Below are 15,827 nucleotides of genomic sequence, written 5' to 3'. Positions count from 1 at the left end.
CCCGGCCCGGCAGCCGGGTTCATTTCTTTATTGAGCGATAAAGAAACGAACCAAAGAAACCGCTCCCTTGCAGGGGGCTTTATGTGCCGTTGGGTTCTCTTCTGTTGAACAGTTCATCTCAGGAGTTTGCCTCAAGTCAAACGCAGCTCGTCGTTGTGGCTGTCGCGGTCGGGCTACGGTTCAGTGATCGCGCTGACGGAAGCGACCTCAAGAGCTCCACGGGTGAGTCAAGGGCTTTGCTTTTAAAGCTTTGAGACTTTTCCTTGTTTTCTCTGACATCTGACAGCTTAAAACTTACAGCTGTCTTATATGTAAGACCGCCGAGCGAGCGGATTTCAATCCGGCGTTCAGGTAACGCCAGTGACTGACGGATTAAAATCTGCGCAGTGAGGGAACCTGATCATCAGGCGGGTAAGCTGGGGTGTCTTTCTTTTGCTTACTTTTCTTGGACAGGCCCTTCGGCTGGCTCAGGACAGGCAAAAAAGTATGAAGCCCGCTGGGCGATACCGGCGACCTCTGGTTTGATAGTATACACTGATAGGCGGGACACTGTTGGACGGGTACACTGTCGAACAGGGACACTACCCGAATCTCAGGGAAGTGTCCCCCTGTAGATAGAATAAAAAAATAACCGCCGGGTCCCGGCCCGGCAGCCGGGTTCATTTCTTTATTAAGCGATAAAGAAACGAACCAAAGAAACCGCTCCCTTGCTGGGGGCTTATAGTGCCGTTGGGTTTGCTTCTTTTGAACAGTTCATCTCAGGAGTTTGCCTTGAGGCAAACAGAGTTCGTCTCCGTGGCTGTCGCGGTCGGGCTGCGGTTCAGTGATTGCGCTGGCGGGAGCGACCTCAAGAGCAACGGGGGTGAGTCAAGGGCTTTGCTTTTGAAGTTTTGAGACTTTCCCTGGTTTTCTCTGACAGCTGACAGCTTAAAACTTACAGTTGTCTTATATGTAAGACAGCCGCGCGATACCGGCGAACTGGAGTTATTGCTTTCAGGGTGCGGTTAAAAAGTATGGCGAAATTTGAAAGCGCACCACTAAATTACCGGTAAAATGCGACCAACCTTTCTTTTAATTTGGAGCTGATATAAATGCAGAAAATAGCCGTTGTAGGCGCGAGTGGATATACCGGCGTTGAACTTGTCCGGATTCTTTCCGGTCATCCGGATGTTGCTCTTTCCTGTGTGACGTCCCGCCAACATGCCGGGAAGAATGTCGCGGATGTTTTTCCCTCGCTTGCCGGGCGCATCGATCTGGTGTTTGATGCAAATGATGTCGATCAGGTCTGCGCGAAAGCCGATATTGTACTGACTGCATTGCCGCATCAGACAGCCATGGAGGTCGTCCCGTCTTTTATTGCTGCCGGTAAACGGGTTATTGATCTTTCCGCTGATTATCGGTTGAAGGATGCAGAACTGTACGAAAAATGGTACCAGAAGCATACCAGCAAGGACCTTCTTGCCGTTGCCGTCTATGGTCTTCCGGAGTTGAACCGGAAAGCTATTGCCGAAGCGGAACTGGTCGCAAATCCGGGTTGTTATCCGACCAGTGCTGCCCTGGCCCTGATGCCGCTGTTGAACGAGAATCTCGTTGATCCCGATTCGATTGTCATTGACAGCAAATCAGGAACCAGTGGCGCCGGTCGGTCGGCCAGGGAAAGTAGCCTCTTTTGTGAAGTGAACGAGGCCTTCAGGGCTTATGGGGTTGCTGCACACCGCCACACCCCTGAAATAGAACAAACCTTTTCGGGTCTTGTCGGGCGACAGGTTGTTGTCAGTTTCACCCCTCATTTACTGCCGGTCAATCGCGGCATACTCTCTACCTGTTATGCCCGGATGCTCCGGCCAATGACCACATCTGAAGCAATTGCGCTGTTCAAGAAACAGTATGCCAATGCTCCCTTTGTCAGGGTGAAGGATGAAGGGGTACTGCCCGATATCGCATTTGTCAGGGGCAGCAATTATTGTGATCTTGGTATTGTTTGCGACGAGCGGACCGGACGGATTGTCGTCGTCTCGGTGATCGATAACCTGGTCAAAGGCGCAAGTGGTCAGGCTGTTCAGAATATGAATCTGATGCTCGGTCTTTCGGAAACGAGTGGTTTGCAAATCATTCCTGCTTTCCCTTGAAAATGCAGATAGCCGCGGTATCGCATCGGGGCGGCATTTATTATTGTTACCCTGCCAGCTTTGCTATTTTGTCCCAGACAACAACCCGGTTTCGGCCCGATTCCTTTGCCTGGTAAAGTGCCTGGTCGGAAAGATCGAGCAGTTGTTTCAGGTCGTCGGTATTTTCCGGATATGATGCGACCCCGAGAGATATTGTCAATTTGCCTCCCGGCTGACTCTCGTTTTCTCCCGGGAACAACTCATCCTCTATAATCTCACGCAGTTTTTCGGCAGTTATTCGCGCCCCGGCGATTGTTGTTTTGGGCAGGAGTATGACAAATTCTTCGCCGCCGAACCGGACAGCAAGGTCGATGCCGCGCGTGTTCTGCAGAAGAATTTGAGCAACTGTTTTCAATGCAATATCGCCTTGCAGGTGTCCGTGTGTGTCATTGTAGTTTTTGAAGTAGTCAATATCGATCATGATCAGGCTGATATTGGTTGAATATCGACGCGCATGGATGATCTCCCTGTTGAAAATATCCTGGAAATGCCTGCGGTTCGATAATCCCGTCAACTCGTCGGTCACCGACTGTTCTTTGGCCTGATTGTAAAGTTGGCTGTTCTCAATAGAAATCGCCGCCTGATTGGAAACGGCTTTTGCCAGTTTGATATCGTCCTTGTTAAAACCGCGCTGCTTCTGCTTGTGCAGGTTGAGTACGCCGCAAAGTCTGTTTTTCGAAAGAAGGGGTAGCGACAGGAGAGATCCTCCTGATTCGAGATTACCTTTATAATTAAGGTAGCGTTTGTCTTTTTTTATATCCTCGACATAGATCGTCTTTCTGGTCCGGGCCACCTCTCCGGAAATTCCTTCATCGAGATTAAAATCAACTTCCTCGACGGCACTATGTTCAATCCCGAGGGTATGGCTGATCTCAAGTTTGCCATTGTCGTGGTTGTAAAGAAGCAAGGACGCCATGTTGCAGTTAAGAAGATCACTGAGTGAATTGATCACACGGTTGAAAAGTTCATCAAGATCGAGTGTTGATGCCATCGCCTGATTCAACTGAAGAAGGGTCGAGAGCTCTTTGAGGTGGAGTTTCATCTCGGCATTGACCTGTTCGATTCTTTGATTCTTCTCCTCGAGAATGTCCTTGTATTTAAGCTCTTCCTGTACCTTCGTTAATTCGCGTTCGTTTTCGATTTTATGCTCGTACAGGTTGCTGATATTTTGCATCATGTGGTTAAAGGAATCGGCAAGTTCGGCGAACTCTCCCGCGCCCTGGTGTTGAATTCGATAGTCGAGGTTCCCTTCACCGATCGCCTGGGTCGCCAGCATCATCTGTTGGGCCGGTGTGATTATCTGGGTGACCTGTCGATAATAGATATAGCCACCAATCAACATGGCAATCAGGATTGCAATTGCCGACCTTGAAGCGAGGGCGTTGATGATCAGCGAAATATCAGTCAGCGGCATTTCCAGTTGGACAATCAACATGTCGGTCGTACCGAGCGGAATTTCATAAAAAAGATTACGTCTTTTGAGGAGCCTCTCGTGTGATATGAAGACACGCTCACCTTGCAGAACGCGGGCCAGGGTCTTTTCGTCGAGACTCAAAAAATCATGATCCTTTTCACTGGTGGTCAATAACGCTCCGGTGAGATCATAAAGTGCAGTCTTAAGGTTTAAAGGTGTCGAGATTTTGTGGAGAAAACCTGTTCCGGTATAGGCCTGCATGACAATATACCGATTGAGCATTTGATTGAAATAAACAGGTTTGACCAGAGTTATCGCCGGTTCCGGTCCGATTCTGGTAGTGAAACGTATTTGTGGGTTGTGACTGATACCGGCCAGTTTCATCAGCTTGGCAAGTTCCTTGTCGGGGTAACTTGCAGCATCTTTGGCCAGAACGGTGCGTGTGGTCATCCCCTCGGTAACGAGGTTTTCGTTGATCAGATTTTCAATTCGCGCAATCGTTTTTTGGTCGTGGTTGTTGGACAGACTTTCAAGATGAGATGATATCTCAAAGACGTTCGAACGGCGCACTAAAAGCTCTTCAAGCCCCCTGATATCCTGATAGATCTGATGCTGGAATGCGGAAAGTCGTTCATCTGCAGTTTTTTCCAGTGTACCGGTAATTATCAGGATTGTGCCGATGGTCGCTACCGAGCCGAGAACAAGCAGAATAACAAAAAACGGGACCAGGATTTTGGTGCGCAGGGACGTTGTTTTAATGATTGGATTGCTTGTATTGCCCAAAGTGTAACCGCTAGTTATTGGCAGAGAGTGAGATGCCGAAAGAATTTTCCTGACACATTTCAATGAAGTTTTCGGCAACAATCGGATCAAACTGGGTGCCGGAATGGTCGGTTATTTCCTGTATGGTCGCTTCGTGAGTCAAAGCTGCCCGGTACGGACGACTGGAGGTCATCGCGTCGTAAGTGTCGGCAACAGAGAGTATCTTGGCTTCAAGGAGTATTTCGTCTCTTTCAAGTCCGTTCGGATACCCTTTACCGTCATAACGTTCATGGTGCTGAAGTATGATCTTGCGGATGCCCTTGAGGAATGAAATCGGCTCAAGGATACGATCTCCGATGCTGGGATGCTCCTTGAGACGGTCCATGTCTTCGACACTAAGCGTCTCCACTTTGTGCAGCAGGTAGATATCTATGCCGATTTTGCCGATATCGTGCAGGATTGCCGCCTGCTCCAGGCGGTTCAGGGCTTCGGTATCGAGCCCCATATGACGACCGAGAGCCAGACTGTAACGCGTCACCCGCTCCGAGTGGCCCCGGGTGTAGGTATCGCTGGCTTCAATTGCTGAAACAAGGGCATGAACCGTACTGAGATATGTTTGCTGCTGCTCTTCATAAAGCCGGGTGTTACTGATGGCGACACTCGCCTGGGCTGCTATGGTTGATAGCAGGTCGAGGTCATCCTTGTTGAACGGCGCATCATCCAGACGGTTCGACATCGTAATGGTTCCGATGATTTCGTCTTTTATTGAAAGCGGGGCACACAATACCGATTGACGTTCGAAACCGAGCAGGCTCAATTTATTGAACTCCCTGGAAGTTTCGATGTCCTGGATCAGGAGCGGTTCACTGTTGACGATAACCCAGTGCGAAACGCCGCCCGGCTTGATCGGGATCAGGGATCCCTCCTTGCCGACCAGGTTCGGAATGCCATGTGATCCGGCGAGAGAAAGGGTCCAGTCATCCTTGTTGACCAGAAGAATGTACCCGTAATGCGCCTGAACCGTTTCCATTGTTTTTCTGATCAGCATGTCGAATAACCGGTCGATATCCATGATCGAATTGGTCGCCAGGCCCATTTTGTAAAGTGCAGAGAGGCGATCAACCGCTCTTTCCAGGGTCGTATTCTGATCTTCGAGTTCACTGGCGAGGTCGGCAATCCGGAAGTTTGCCTCCTCGATCTCCTCGATCCGCTCCTCAAGGCTGATGTTGAGAAATTCGATCTCCTTGAGCCTCTCCTCGAGGGTGATATTCATGTCCTGGATTTCTTCGTGGTGACTCAGTTTTTCCTGATTGATCGCTATTTCGCGTTCATGTTCGATGCGGGCCTCAATCGAATCCTTGAGTTCCTGAACCATTTGGTTGAAGCGATAACTCAACTGGGACATTTCAGCCGAACTGGTGATACTTGTCATGGCGTTTTCAAAGTCGCCCTGTTCGACCCGATCGATACCGTTTATTATCTTTTTAATCGGTCGGTCGACATAAACCAGGATAAAGCAGGAGATCGCGACAATGAGCACGATAACAGTGCCGAGGGAGGTGTAGATCGTTGCTTCCTTGCCGCTTGCTTCAAGCAGGTCGAGAACATCAAGAGACAAATTGACGCTGAGGATGCCGAGGACATCCTGTTGCGGATCGTGACAGGCATGACATGTTCTGGCATTTCGGATCGGCGTCAGCGAACTGTAAAATTCACCTTCCGGGCCTGATTGTTCAAAGGATAAGCGTCCGGAGCGGTAGGCCAGAAGCTCGGCCGAGTTGATCAGGTCACCGAATTCCGAATGTTGTGCCGAAATCAGAATCCTTCCCGATTCATCAAAGATACGAAGTCCCTCGATGGCCGGTTCCCGGTTGATCTTTTCCAGAATCCGTGCAACCTCACTGTTCTGACCGACTGCCATATTGGTGATGATACTGTTGCGGATGGTTTCACCGATGACTCGACTGTTCTGCTCGGCAAATTTGAACAGCAGCGACTTCTGGGTGCCGATATTGATCCAGGCCGTGATCAACGCAGTAGCGATGACGATTATGGAAATCAGGCCGATAATTTTAAACTTGAGAGAATTCATGAACGGGTACTTGCCTTAATTACGACATGGGTGTTCGTTAAAAGGCCGAATGCAAAACAGTAATGCTTGAAAAAACAGTATGGCATTGGCAACTATAAAAAACGTCAGCCCCTATTGTTAACATTTCAGAGTAGTATTTTTCCACCGGATTCTGTTCCTGAAACAGTAATAACATTTCGATTTTGTTGTTTTTCTTGACTTGATCCCGACGCTCCGTATAGTTTCAGGGACTCAACGCTGGCATGATACAATTGTTCAGCAGTTATAGTTTGCAATATATTTGCCAAAAAAACACGTAATGTTGGAATGTTAGGTCGGTTTAATGTCGTATTTGCTCTCCGTAATCGGTGTTGTACTCATTTTTGAGGGAATGCCCTGGTTTTTGTCGCCGGAAAAAACGAAAAAGATGTTGGCCCGGATCCATCAACTCCCGGATTCGACTCTCCGCTTTTTTGGTTTCAGTGCGATGGTCATCGGCCTGCTTCTGGTCCGCTTTTCCTCCTGAAATGAGCCCTGAAAACAGGATTGACTTTGCCCGGTAATTGTGGTTGAGTGAGCCAGGATTTTCAGGGGACGGAAAGCACTTTTTACAGCATGAAATTGTCAGATTTTGATTATGATTTGCCTTCCGACCTGATCGCCCGGACTCCGGCAAAAGAACGAACCGATTCCCGTCTTCTGGTCCTCGATAAATGCTCATCATCTGTCAAGCATGAGATGTTCAGGTCACTGGAGAATTATTTAAATCCGGGTGACCTTCTTTTGTTGAATGATACGCGGGTTATTCCGGCTCGCTTGTATGGTCACAAAGAGACCGGCGGCCGGGTTGAAATTCTGCTGAATGAAGTGCGCGATCCGGAAACTGATCTCTGGGATTGTTTGAGCCGGAGTTCAAGACCGTTAAAGCCGGGAACCCGGATATTCTTCGATGAGGATCTGGTTGGCGAAATTATTGCCGGGGCGGAGCATCCGTGTCGCCTGATCCGCCTCACCGGACCGGATGATATTGCTGCTGCTCTTGACCGGATTGGCCATATGCCTTTGCCTCCTTATCTCGGCCGTGATGATGGTCCCGAAGATCGGGAACGCTATCAAACGGTCTATGCACGCGAAGCGGGAGCATTGGCGGCGCCGACTGCCGGACTGCATTTCAGTAACGATTATTTGCACAAATTGGCATCTGCTGGCGTTGAAATTCATTACCTGACGTTGCACGTAGGCCTCGGGACTTTTTTGCCGGTTCGTGCAACAAGTATAAACGATCATCGGATGCATGAAGAACGCTTCAATATTTCCGAACGCACCGCCGAGGCTGTCAGCAGGGCCAGGCATGAAGGCCGTCGCATCGTGGCCGTCGGTACAACCGTAACCAGAACCCTGGAAGCAGCGTGGGATCCAGAGGCAGGTCAGCTCAGAAGTGGTCCCGGCCGCACCGATATTTTTATCTACCCGGGATACGAATTCAAGGCAATCGACGCCCTGCTGACAAATTTCCATCTGCCGCAGTCGACTTTGTTGATGCTGGTTTCGGCTTTTGCCGGTCGCGAATCTGTAATGAATGCATACCGGGAAGCAATCATGTACCGTTACCGCTTTTACAGTTACGGCGATTGCATGCTCGTTCAATAAAGATTTTGGTGTGATTTGTGATAAATCATTTTGAATGTACGCATACCGATGGTGAATCGGCAGCCCGGCGGGGGCGGCTTGAAACGCGACGGGGTTTGATCGAAACTCCCGTATTTATGCCGGTCGGAACCCAGGCGACGGTCAAGGGCATGCTGCCGGAGGCCCTGCAGGAGATCGGTGCACAGATCATTCTGGCCAACACCTATCATCTGTTCCTGCGCCCCGGTGAAGAGCTGATTGCAGCCATGGGTGGTTTGCATGAATTTATGAACTGGGATCGGCCGATTTTAACGGACAGCGGCGGTTTCCAGGTCTTCAGCCTCGGGGATCTCCGCAAGATAGACGAAGAGGGAGTCGTTTTCCAGTCGCACCTTGATGGTTCTTCGCACAAGCTGACACCGGAGGTGTCGATTGCCGTTCAGGAGGCTCTCGGGTCTGACATCATCATGGCTTTCGATGAATGCATAGCGTATCCTTCGAGTCGCGAGTATACTGCGAAATCGACAGCTCTATCCGGCCGCTGGGCCCGTCGCTGCAAAGATGCAAAATCGGCCGATGATGATGCCTTGCTGTTCGGTATCGTTCAGGGCGGCATGTTCCCGGACTTGCGCCGGGAGAGTGCCGGAGAACTTGTTGACATCGGATTCGACGGCTACGCTGTTGGTGGACTTTCGGTCGGTGAAGGTGCGGAACTCATGTATGAAATGATGGAACATACCTTGCCGTACCTGCCGGCGGACTCTCCCCGATACGTGATGGGGATAGGGACCCCGGAGAACCTGGTCGAAGCCGTGGCCAGAGGGGCTGATATGTTCGATTGTGTCATGCCGACCCGCAATGCGAGAAATGGTGTGTTATTTACCAGCTTCGGCAAAATCAGTATCAAGCAGGCCCGTTACCGGGATGACCGGGAACCGATTGATCCTGACTGCGATTGTTATGTCTGCCGGAATTACAGCCGCTCATACCTGAGGCACTTGTATCAGAGTCATGAAATTCTCGCTTCGGTATTGAATACTCACCACAATCTGCATTATTATCACAACCTGATGTCGCAGATGAGAGCCGCAATAGAATCCGGTAACTTTATGCAGTTTCGCCAACAATTCCATGCCGGGCGAGCTGCCGATTTAAACTGAAAAGACTCTAACTATTCTTGATAAAAAGGAGAACGAAATGAATTTACTCGATTTATTTGTCAGTGATGCACATGCGATGGCCCCCAATGCTCAACAGGGCGGCGGCGGTTACGAAGGGATCATCATGCTGGTGATCATGTTCGCCATTTTCTATTTTCTGTTGATCCGGCCGCAGTCGAAACGGGCCAAGGCCCATAAACAACTGATTGAGTCTCTCGCCCTCGGTGACGATGTCGTCACGGCCGGCGGCATCCATGGCAAAGTTGCCGGACTGCAGGAGAAGGTTGTGATGGTCGAGATAGCCAGCGGCGTCAAGATCAAGGTCAACCGCAGCTCGATCGTTGGCGGCAAAGGCCAGGACTCGGCAGAGACAACACCGGCACAGTAACAAAACCCGTTGAGGAGAGAATAACCGATATGAGCGGAAGTATTAAATGGCGTGGGCTGCTGGTAATTATCTGCCTGGCTGTCTCGTTTATGGCTCTGGCTCCATCCTTTATGCAGGAGAGCCTGCCGGCCTGGTGGACTGACAACTTCTCCCCGATCCAGAAGGGTCTCGACCTGCAGGGTGGAATGCATCTCGTTCTCGGGGTCGATGTTGACAAGGCTGTCGAAAGCCGGATCGATGGAATTGTCGATCAGGTAGAAAGCCAGTTGCGGGAAAAAGATATCATCTATAAACGGGTGGAACGGCAGCCGGGTGACCGGCTGGTCGTCACGGTTTATGACGAGGAGGCCGGGCAGGAGATTGATGGCCTGATGACGGAAATGTTCGGCAACCTCGAGCCGATGACCCTGACCAGCGAAGGCGGTTACATTCAGAAGAATTTCCGTCTCAGTGACCAGGATATCGAAGAGACCCGCGAGTATGCCGTTCGTCAGGCTCTCGAAACACTGCGCAACAGGATTGATCAGTTCGGCGTCAGTGAGCCGATTCTGCAGCGTCAGACCGGCAACCGGATCCTGATCCAGCTGCCGGGTGTTGAAGACCCGGATCGGGCCATATCACTCCTCGGCAAAACAGCCCGTCTCGAATTCAAAATGGTGGTTTCCGATGTCAACATCGAGAATGCCCTTCAAGGCGATCTGCCGCTTGGCACCGAGCTGCTGTACGAAAAGAATGTCAACCGGCAAACCGGTGCCGTCACCGAAACACCGATCGTTGTTGAAACCCGTACCAGCCTGACCGGTGATTACCTCAAGGATGCCCAGGTCCGGATCGATACCCGCTTTAACGAGCCTTACGTCACGATCGATTTCAACTCGGTCGGCGCCAAGCGATTCGAGCAGATTACGGCGGCGAACGTTGGCCGGCAGATGGCGATTATCCTCGATGATTCGGTCTATTCAGCACCGGTTATCCGGGAACGGATCGCCGGTGGCTCGGCCCAGATCAGCGGCCGCTTCTCCGAGCAGGAGGCGACCGATCTCGCAATCGTCCTGCGCGCCGGATCGTTGCCGGCTCCGGTTAATATCCTGGAGAACCGGACGGTCGGACCGTCGCTTGGCCTCGATTCAATCAATAAAGGAAAAACCTCGATCATGATCGGCGCTCTACTGGTTGTTCTGGCGATGCTGGTCTATTACCGGGGTGCCGGTCTGATTGCCAACGTGGCGCTGGTTCTCAACCTGATTTTTATTATGGCAATGCTTTCCCTGTTCAAAGCGACTCTGACCCTGCCCGGTATTGCCGGTATTGTTCTGACGGTCGGCATGGCGGTTGACGCCAACGTTCTGATATTCGAAAGGATCAGAGAAGAGCTGAGAACCGGCCGGCCGCCGCACCTGGCTGTCGAGTCGGGTTACGGTAAAGCGTTTTTGACGATTATCGATGCCAATATTACGACCCTGATTGCCGCAGTCGTCCTGTTTCAGTTCGGAACCGGTCCGGTTCAGGGATTTGCCGTAACCCTCTCGGTCGGTATCCTGGCATCGTTGTTTACCGCTATCTTTGTTTCGAGATTGATCTTTGACCTGTTCCTGTCCCGCAAACAGGTCAAGAACCTGAGTATATAGAGGAGACCGCAATGCAACTGATTAAACCTGATATAAATATCGACTTTGTCGGCAAAAGAAAGCTGGCACTCCTCTTTTCGATTGTCATCCTGGTTGTCGGCGCCGCTTCACTGGTTGTCAACGGCGGCCCGAGCTACGGCATCGATTTTTCCGGGGGAACTCTCGTGCAGATCAAGATCGGCACGGAGACCGGCCCGACCGAAGTTAAAGAAGCACTTGCCGATCTCAACCTGGGCGGCCTGGTGGTGCAGACGTTTGGTGATAATGCCAATGAGTTTTTGATACGGGCCGCGAATACCAGCTCGGAACTGGAGGGTTTGAATAAAGATATTAACCTGGCCCTTTCGGCAAAATACGGGGCCGAGATGGTCGAACTTCGTCGTTCCGAAATGGTCGGGCCTAAAGTCGGTGCCGACCTTCGGGAGAAAGGGTTCCTGGCGATTCTTTACGCGATGATCGGGATTCTTTTTTATATCACATGGCGCTTTGAATTCCGTTTCGCCATTGGTGCCATCATCGCCCTGATCCATGACATCAGTATTACGCTCGGGGCCTTTTCGGTTTTCGGCAAGGAGATCGACCTGCCGATTATCGCTGCTTTTCTGGCAATCATCGGTTATTCACTGAACGATACGATCATCGTGTATGACCGGATTCGCGAGAACATGGGCAAAATGCACAAGGAAGAATTTGGTTTAATTATTAACCGCAGTATCAACGAGACGCTTTCGCGGACGATTTTAACGTCCGGGACGACCTTGTTGGTTGTTGCTGCATTGTTTGTTTTCGGCGGTGGTGTCATTCATGATTTTGCCTTCGCTCTGCTGATCGGTGTTTTGGTCGGTACCTACTCATCGATCTTTATAGCCAGCCCGTTGCTGATATATTGGGATAATTTCAAGGCGGCCCGGAAGGCCGCCGGGAGTACGACATGAAAAAAGAAAACATTCTTTTTATCGTAGTTGCGCTGATTGTCGGTTTGCTGGTCGGAATAATTGTCGGCAACAAGGGCGGCGGCAGTTCGTCGGTGTCGACCCAGGCACCGCCCCAAGCCAGCGCCCCGGTGCAGAACCACGACCAGAAAATAAAAATGCTCAATGAAGTCGTTGCCAAAGAGCCGGAAAACCGGACCGCCTGGGTACAGCTCGGCAACAGTTACTTCGATTCGAACCAGTTTCTCCAGGCGGTAGAGGCGTACGACAAGGCCCTTGAGCTGGATGGTAACGATCCGAATGTTCTGACCGACCAGGGGGTGATGTTCCGCAAGCTCGGCTGGTATGACCGCGCCGTTGCCAATTTCGAGAAAGCGATTCAGATCAATCCCAACCATACCCAGAGTATGTATAATCTCGGGATCGTCTATCGCTACGATCTCAATGATTTCCCGGCGGCGATTGAAGTCTGGGAAAAGTTTCTGCAGCTGGTTCCAGCCGGTCCATCAACCAGCAACATCGAGAAGGAGATCGCCTTTATGAAGGCGCATCCGCAAGGAATCGGTGCCCAATAAAACAATCAGGCCGATCGCCGGTGTCGATCGGCCTTTTTATTGTAAAATGACCAGTTCTCTACGCATACTGTTAATCTTTTGCCTGGTTTTCGCCGGTGCGGTCGGTTGTCTCGACAGGCGTCCCAGTGGTCAATCCCTGTCCGGTGATCTGCAATGGTCGGGACGGGTTGACATAAAAGGCGATCTCGTGATCGAGAAGGGGAGTCGCCTCGAAATTGCCCCCGGAACGGAAATCGTATTTTATCCGCCGGGTGAGAATGACCTCTATGTTGATCATCCGCATTTCACCGGGAGCGAGTTGATTGTTCGCGGCACCATCATTGCCGAAGGGACCGCTGAACAGCCGATCATTTTCCGCTCTCCCGACCCGACCGCTCCGCCCGGCAGCTGGGGCGGCATCAATCTGGTCGGGACCAATGACTCCTCCTTCGCCTATGCCATATTTCGCCAGGCTGACAGCGCCATTCACAGCCAGGAATCACGCGTTTACATTGAACAATCGATTTTTGAAGAGAATCTCGTTGCGATCCGCTTCCACTCCAGTGAAATCCTGATCGAAAACAATCTCATCCGCAACAATGATACCGGCATCCGCTTTCATTTCGGTCAGCCGGTTATCTGCAAGAATAATATCGTCTGCAACCGGAAAGGTTTTTTCGTCACTTCCCATCCGCGCAACTACCTGATCGAGAACAACACGATTATGGAAAATGAGCGGAATGTTTTTCTCGGAGAGAACGTGCCTGATGATTTTAACATGCCGCGGAATTACTGGGGAGCGACCGAACCGGTTCAAATCAGAGCAACATTTTTTGATCAACAGGTCGAATCCTACCTCGGGCAGGTCCGTATTTTGCCGATCCGTTCAACCCCCGACCCGGCAAGCGGCCCGCAATGGAACCGATAAGGAACAGGGCATGGGAGGTCAGGAGCGCGGCAATCGGATCAGAAGAGGTTGCCGCTCTTGCGACGACCCTGAAAATCCCGGAGATCCTGGCCCGGCTTCTGTTGCTGCGTGGAATTGACGATGCCGCTTCAGCAAGGACTTTTCTTGAAGGAAATCTCTCCTTGCTGCCCGATCCGTCGTTCATGGCTGGCATGGAGAAGGCCGTTTCCCGGCTGGTTAAGGCGATCAGGAACGACGAGAAGATTCTGGTGCATGGCGATTATGATGTCGATGGCATCAGCGCGACTGCGCTGCTGGTCGAATTCCTGGACAAACTCGGCGCTGAAGTCGGATACCATATACCGCTGCGTCTCAAGGATGGCTATGGTCTGTCCGCGGCGGCGATTGACAAGGCGGCGGCCCAAAACGTCTCGGTCGTTGTTTCGGTCGATTGCGGAGTGACTGCGGTCGAGGAAGCTTCAGTTGCTGCCGGCTACGGGATCGATCTGATCATTACCGATCATCATCAACCGCCGGACGTTTTACCGAAAGCGTATGCGATCATTAACCCGCACTTGCCCGATTGCCGGTTTCCAGACCCGAATCTGGCCGGTGTCGGGGTCGCCTTCTTTCTGCTTGTTGCCCTGCGCAAGGCGTTGCGTGAAGACGGCTTTTTCGATACTGCGTGTCCGGAACCGGATCTCAGGTATTCACTCGACCTGGTTGCGCTGGGGACGATTGCCGACATTGTGCCGCTGATCGGTGTGAATCTGCTGTTAACAAAGAGTGGTTTGAAGGTTCTGAATTCCGGAAAGCGGATCGGCGTCGGTGCTCTCAAAGCGGTTGCCGGGATCAATGATATTGATGCCGGCAGCGTCGGCTTTAAGCTCGGACCCCGCCTCAATGCCGCCGGACGGATTGAAGATGCAGCTCTCGGGGTCCGGCTGCTATTGAGCGACGATAATGACGAGGCGGCCGAGATTGCCGCCTTGCTCGATGATTTTAATCGGGAACGGCAGAATATCGAAGTCAAAACCTTGCGCCAGGCGGAAAAGGGAGTCGCCGAACTTTCCGAAGAACGCCGGACGATCGTGCTGGCTGACCCGGAGTGGCATCCCGGAGTGATCGGGATCGTCGCGAGCCGTCTTGTCGAGCGTTACTATCGTCCGACGTTCCTGCTTGCAATAGAAAACGGACAGGCCAAAGGGTCTGGCCGGTCGACCCGTGATATCGATCTTTATCAGGCGTTGCAGGAGTGTTCCGGTCATCTCAAAGGCTATGGCGGTCACGCTGCTGCAGCCGGACTGTCACTCGATAGCAACGCGATTGACCATTTTAGCGAATCATTCGAACAGGCAGTTATTCGTCAGCAAGCGGAGCCGGACCGGCCTCTTGTCGGGTATGACGGTGAAGTCCTTATTGAGGAATTGACGGCCGAAGCAATCAATGAACTAGACCGCTTGTCGCCGTTCGGCATGGGGAATCCGTCACCGCAATTTGTTGTTCGCAACGTCGCTGTTTCCGGTCTGAAAGTCGTGGGCGACAGGCATTTGAAATTTACCGCCCGCCAGGATGCCTATACCATTTCCTGCATCGCCTTCGGCCTGGCTGAGCGACAGGATGAGCTGGTCGGCGAAGTCGAACTGCTTTTTGTGCCGGAATTGAACCACTGGAAGGGGCGAACCGAAGTACAGCTCCGGGTCAGGGATTTCCGGAGAGCGGCTGGGAGTAAAGGCTGAACCAATCCAGGGCCAGTCTTTTTCACCGCTGATCAGAATCAAAACAATATTTGCAAAGCGAAACCAATATTAATGGAGAGGCGGAGAGCGGGAGAGTTAAATAAGCTTTGTTTTAATTTAAGCTTTGTTTTAATTTGTTTTACTGGTTCGATCAGTTTTATTTGTTAAAATCCAACCAATCTAACCAATTCATCCAACACTTCCAGCCACTGATATACACAGATACTCACAGATTAATAAAATCAAAAGGGTTGTTTACAGTCTTATCCGTGCTCATCTGTGTTCATCCGTGGCAATGTCCTTAGCTTTTCAGCTCTTACAACCACAATCTATTTAGCCTCATGATTTCTTCATGATTAAATGGATTTAAATCAGGATCTGATCAGGCACCTTCGCGAGGCAAAAGCCTTTGACCCTTTTCAGTTTCAAGGGTTAACAACAGACCTTGATAGATTTTCATCGCGGCCAATTAAGT

Annotated in this window: 12 protein-coding genes; 10 read left to right on the top strand and 2 right to left on the bottom strand. The window is 51.2% G+C overall.

All coding sequences use genetic code 11. The annotated features are described in order from the left end of the window. Positions 1–1,091: 1,091 nt before the first annotated feature. Complete coding sequence (locus C0623_05175; protein ID PLY01675.1) at positions 1,092–2,129, top strand: N-acetyl-gamma-glutamyl-phosphate reductase; 1,038 nt, start codon at positions 1,092–1,094, stop codon at positions 2,127–2,129. 46 nt (positions 2,130–2,175) lie between these two features. Here C0623_05175 and C0623_05170 read toward each other — a convergent pair whose 3' ends face one another. Continuing rightward, positions 2,176–4,365 (bottom strand): hypothetical protein, encoded by a 2,190-nt coding sequence (locus C0623_05170; protein PLY01674.1) that lies wholly within the window; start codon positions 4,363–4,365, stop codon positions 2,176–2,178. A gap of 10 nt (positions 4,366–4,375) precedes the next feature. After that, entirely contained in the window at positions 4,376–6,436 is a 2,061-nt protein-coding gene (locus C0623_05165; protein PLY01673.1) for a hypothetical protein, read from the bottom strand. 322 nt (positions 6,437–6,758) lie between these two features. Here C0623_05165 and C0623_05160 point away from each other — a divergent pair, with 322 nt between their 5' ends. The 9 genes from C0623_05160 (at position 6,759) to recJ (ending at position 15,352) form a co-directional block, all read left to right on the top strand. Beyond that, complete coding sequence (locus tag C0623_05160) at positions 6,759–6,941, top strand: DUF2065 domain-containing protein (GenBank protein PLY01672.1); 183 nt, start codon at positions 6,759–6,761, stop codon at positions 6,939–6,941. An 89-nt stretch (positions 6,942–7,030) separates the two neighbouring features. Further along, the gene (locus C0623_05155; protein ID PLY01671.1) at positions 7,031–8,065 is read left to right on the top strand and encodes a tRNA preQ1(34) S-adenosylmethionine ribosyltransferase-isomerase QueA; all 1,035 of its coding nucleotides are present in this window, start codon (positions 7,031–7,033) and stop codon (positions 8,063–8,065) included. A 20-nt stretch (positions 8,066–8,085) separates the two neighbouring features. Then, the gene (locus C0623_05150) at positions 8,086–9,204 is read left to right on the top strand and encodes a tRNA guanosine(34) transglycosylase Tgt (GenBank protein PLY01676.1); all 1,119 of its coding nucleotides are present in this window, start codon (positions 8,086–8,088) and stop codon (positions 9,202–9,204) included. 37 nt (positions 9,205–9,241) lie between these two features. Next, a complete protein-coding gene (gene yajC, locus C0623_05145; protein PLY01670.1) occupies positions 9,242–9,592 on the top strand; it encodes a preprotein translocase subunit YajC in 351 nt (116 codons plus the stop codon). A 29-nt stretch (positions 9,593–9,621) separates the two neighbouring features. After that, complete coding sequence (gene secD, locus C0623_05140) at positions 9,622–11,220, top strand: protein translocase subunit SecD (GenBank protein ID PLY01669.1); 1,599 nt, start codon at positions 9,622–9,624, stop codon at positions 11,218–11,220. Positions 11,221–11,231: 11 nt separating this feature from the next. Then, on the top strand, positions 11,232–12,155 hold the full coding sequence (secF, locus tag C0623_05135) for a protein translocase subunit SecF (protein ID PLY01668.1): 924 nt from the start codon (positions 11,232–11,234) through the stop codon (positions 12,153–12,155). Further along, entirely contained in the window at positions 12,152–12,727 is a 576-nt protein-coding gene (locus C0623_05130; protein ID PLY01667.1) for a hypothetical protein, read from the top strand. The genes secF and C0623_05130 overlap by 4 nt, the downstream gene beginning before the upstream one ends. After that, complete coding sequence (locus C0623_05125; GenBank protein PLY01666.1) at positions 12,717–13,634, top strand: hypothetical protein; 918 nt, start codon at positions 12,717–12,719, stop codon at positions 13,632–13,634. The genes C0623_05130 and C0623_05125 overlap by 11 nt, the downstream gene beginning before the upstream one ends. After that, complete coding sequence (recJ, locus tag C0623_05120; GenBank protein ID PLY01665.1) at positions 13,622–15,352, top strand: single-stranded-DNA-specific exonuclease RecJ; 1,731 nt, start codon at positions 13,622–13,624, stop codon at positions 15,350–15,352. The genes C0623_05125 and recJ overlap by 13 nt, the downstream gene beginning before the upstream one ends. The last annotated feature ends 475 nt before the right edge of the window (positions 15,353–15,827 follow it).

Origin of the sequence: Desulfuromonas sp. (genome assembly GCA_002869615.1) — a bacterium.
In the GTDB taxonomy this organism is placed as follows: domain Bacteria; phylum Desulfobacterota; class Desulfuromonadia; order Desulfuromonadales; family UBA2294; genus BM707.
The sequence above is the reverse complement of the archived record's forward strand: the minus strand, read 5'-3'. Positions and strand labels throughout refer to the sequence as shown.

Excerpts from the sequence above, each read along its gene's own strand:
- C0623_05175 (PLY01675.1), top strand. The coding sequence starts at position 1,092 with ATGCAGAAAATAGCCGTTGTAGGCGCGAGTGGATATACCGGCGTTGAA.
- C0623_05165 (PLY01673.1), bottom strand. The coding sequence starts at position 6,436 with ATGAATTCTCTCAAGTTTAAAATTATCGGCCTGATTTCCATAATCGTC.
- C0623_05160 (PLY01672.1), top strand. The coding sequence starts at position 6,759 with ATGTCGTATTTGCTCTCCGTAATCGGTGTTGTACTCATTTTTGAGGGA.
- C0623_05155 (PLY01671.1), top strand. The coding sequence starts at position 7,031 with ATGAAATTGTCAGATTTTGATTATGATTTGCCTTCCGACCTGATCGCC.
- yajC (PLY01670.1), top strand. The coding sequence starts at position 9,242 with ATGAATTTACTCGATTTATTTGTCAGTGATGCACATGCGATGGCCCCC.
- secD (PLY01669.1), top strand. The coding sequence starts at position 9,622 with ATGAGCGGAAGTATTAAATGGCGTGGGCTGCTGGTAATTATCTGCCTG.
- secF (PLY01668.1), top strand. The coding sequence starts at position 11,232 with ATGCAACTGATTAAACCTGATATAAATATCGACTTTGTCGGCAAAAGA.
- C0623_05130 (PLY01667.1), top strand. The coding sequence starts at position 12,152 with ATGAAAAAAGAAAACATTCTTTTTATCGTAGTTGCGCTGATTGTCGGT.
- recJ (PLY01665.1), top strand. The coding sequence starts at position 13,622 with ATGGAACCGATAAGGAACAGGGCATGGGAGGTCAGGAGCGCGGCAATC.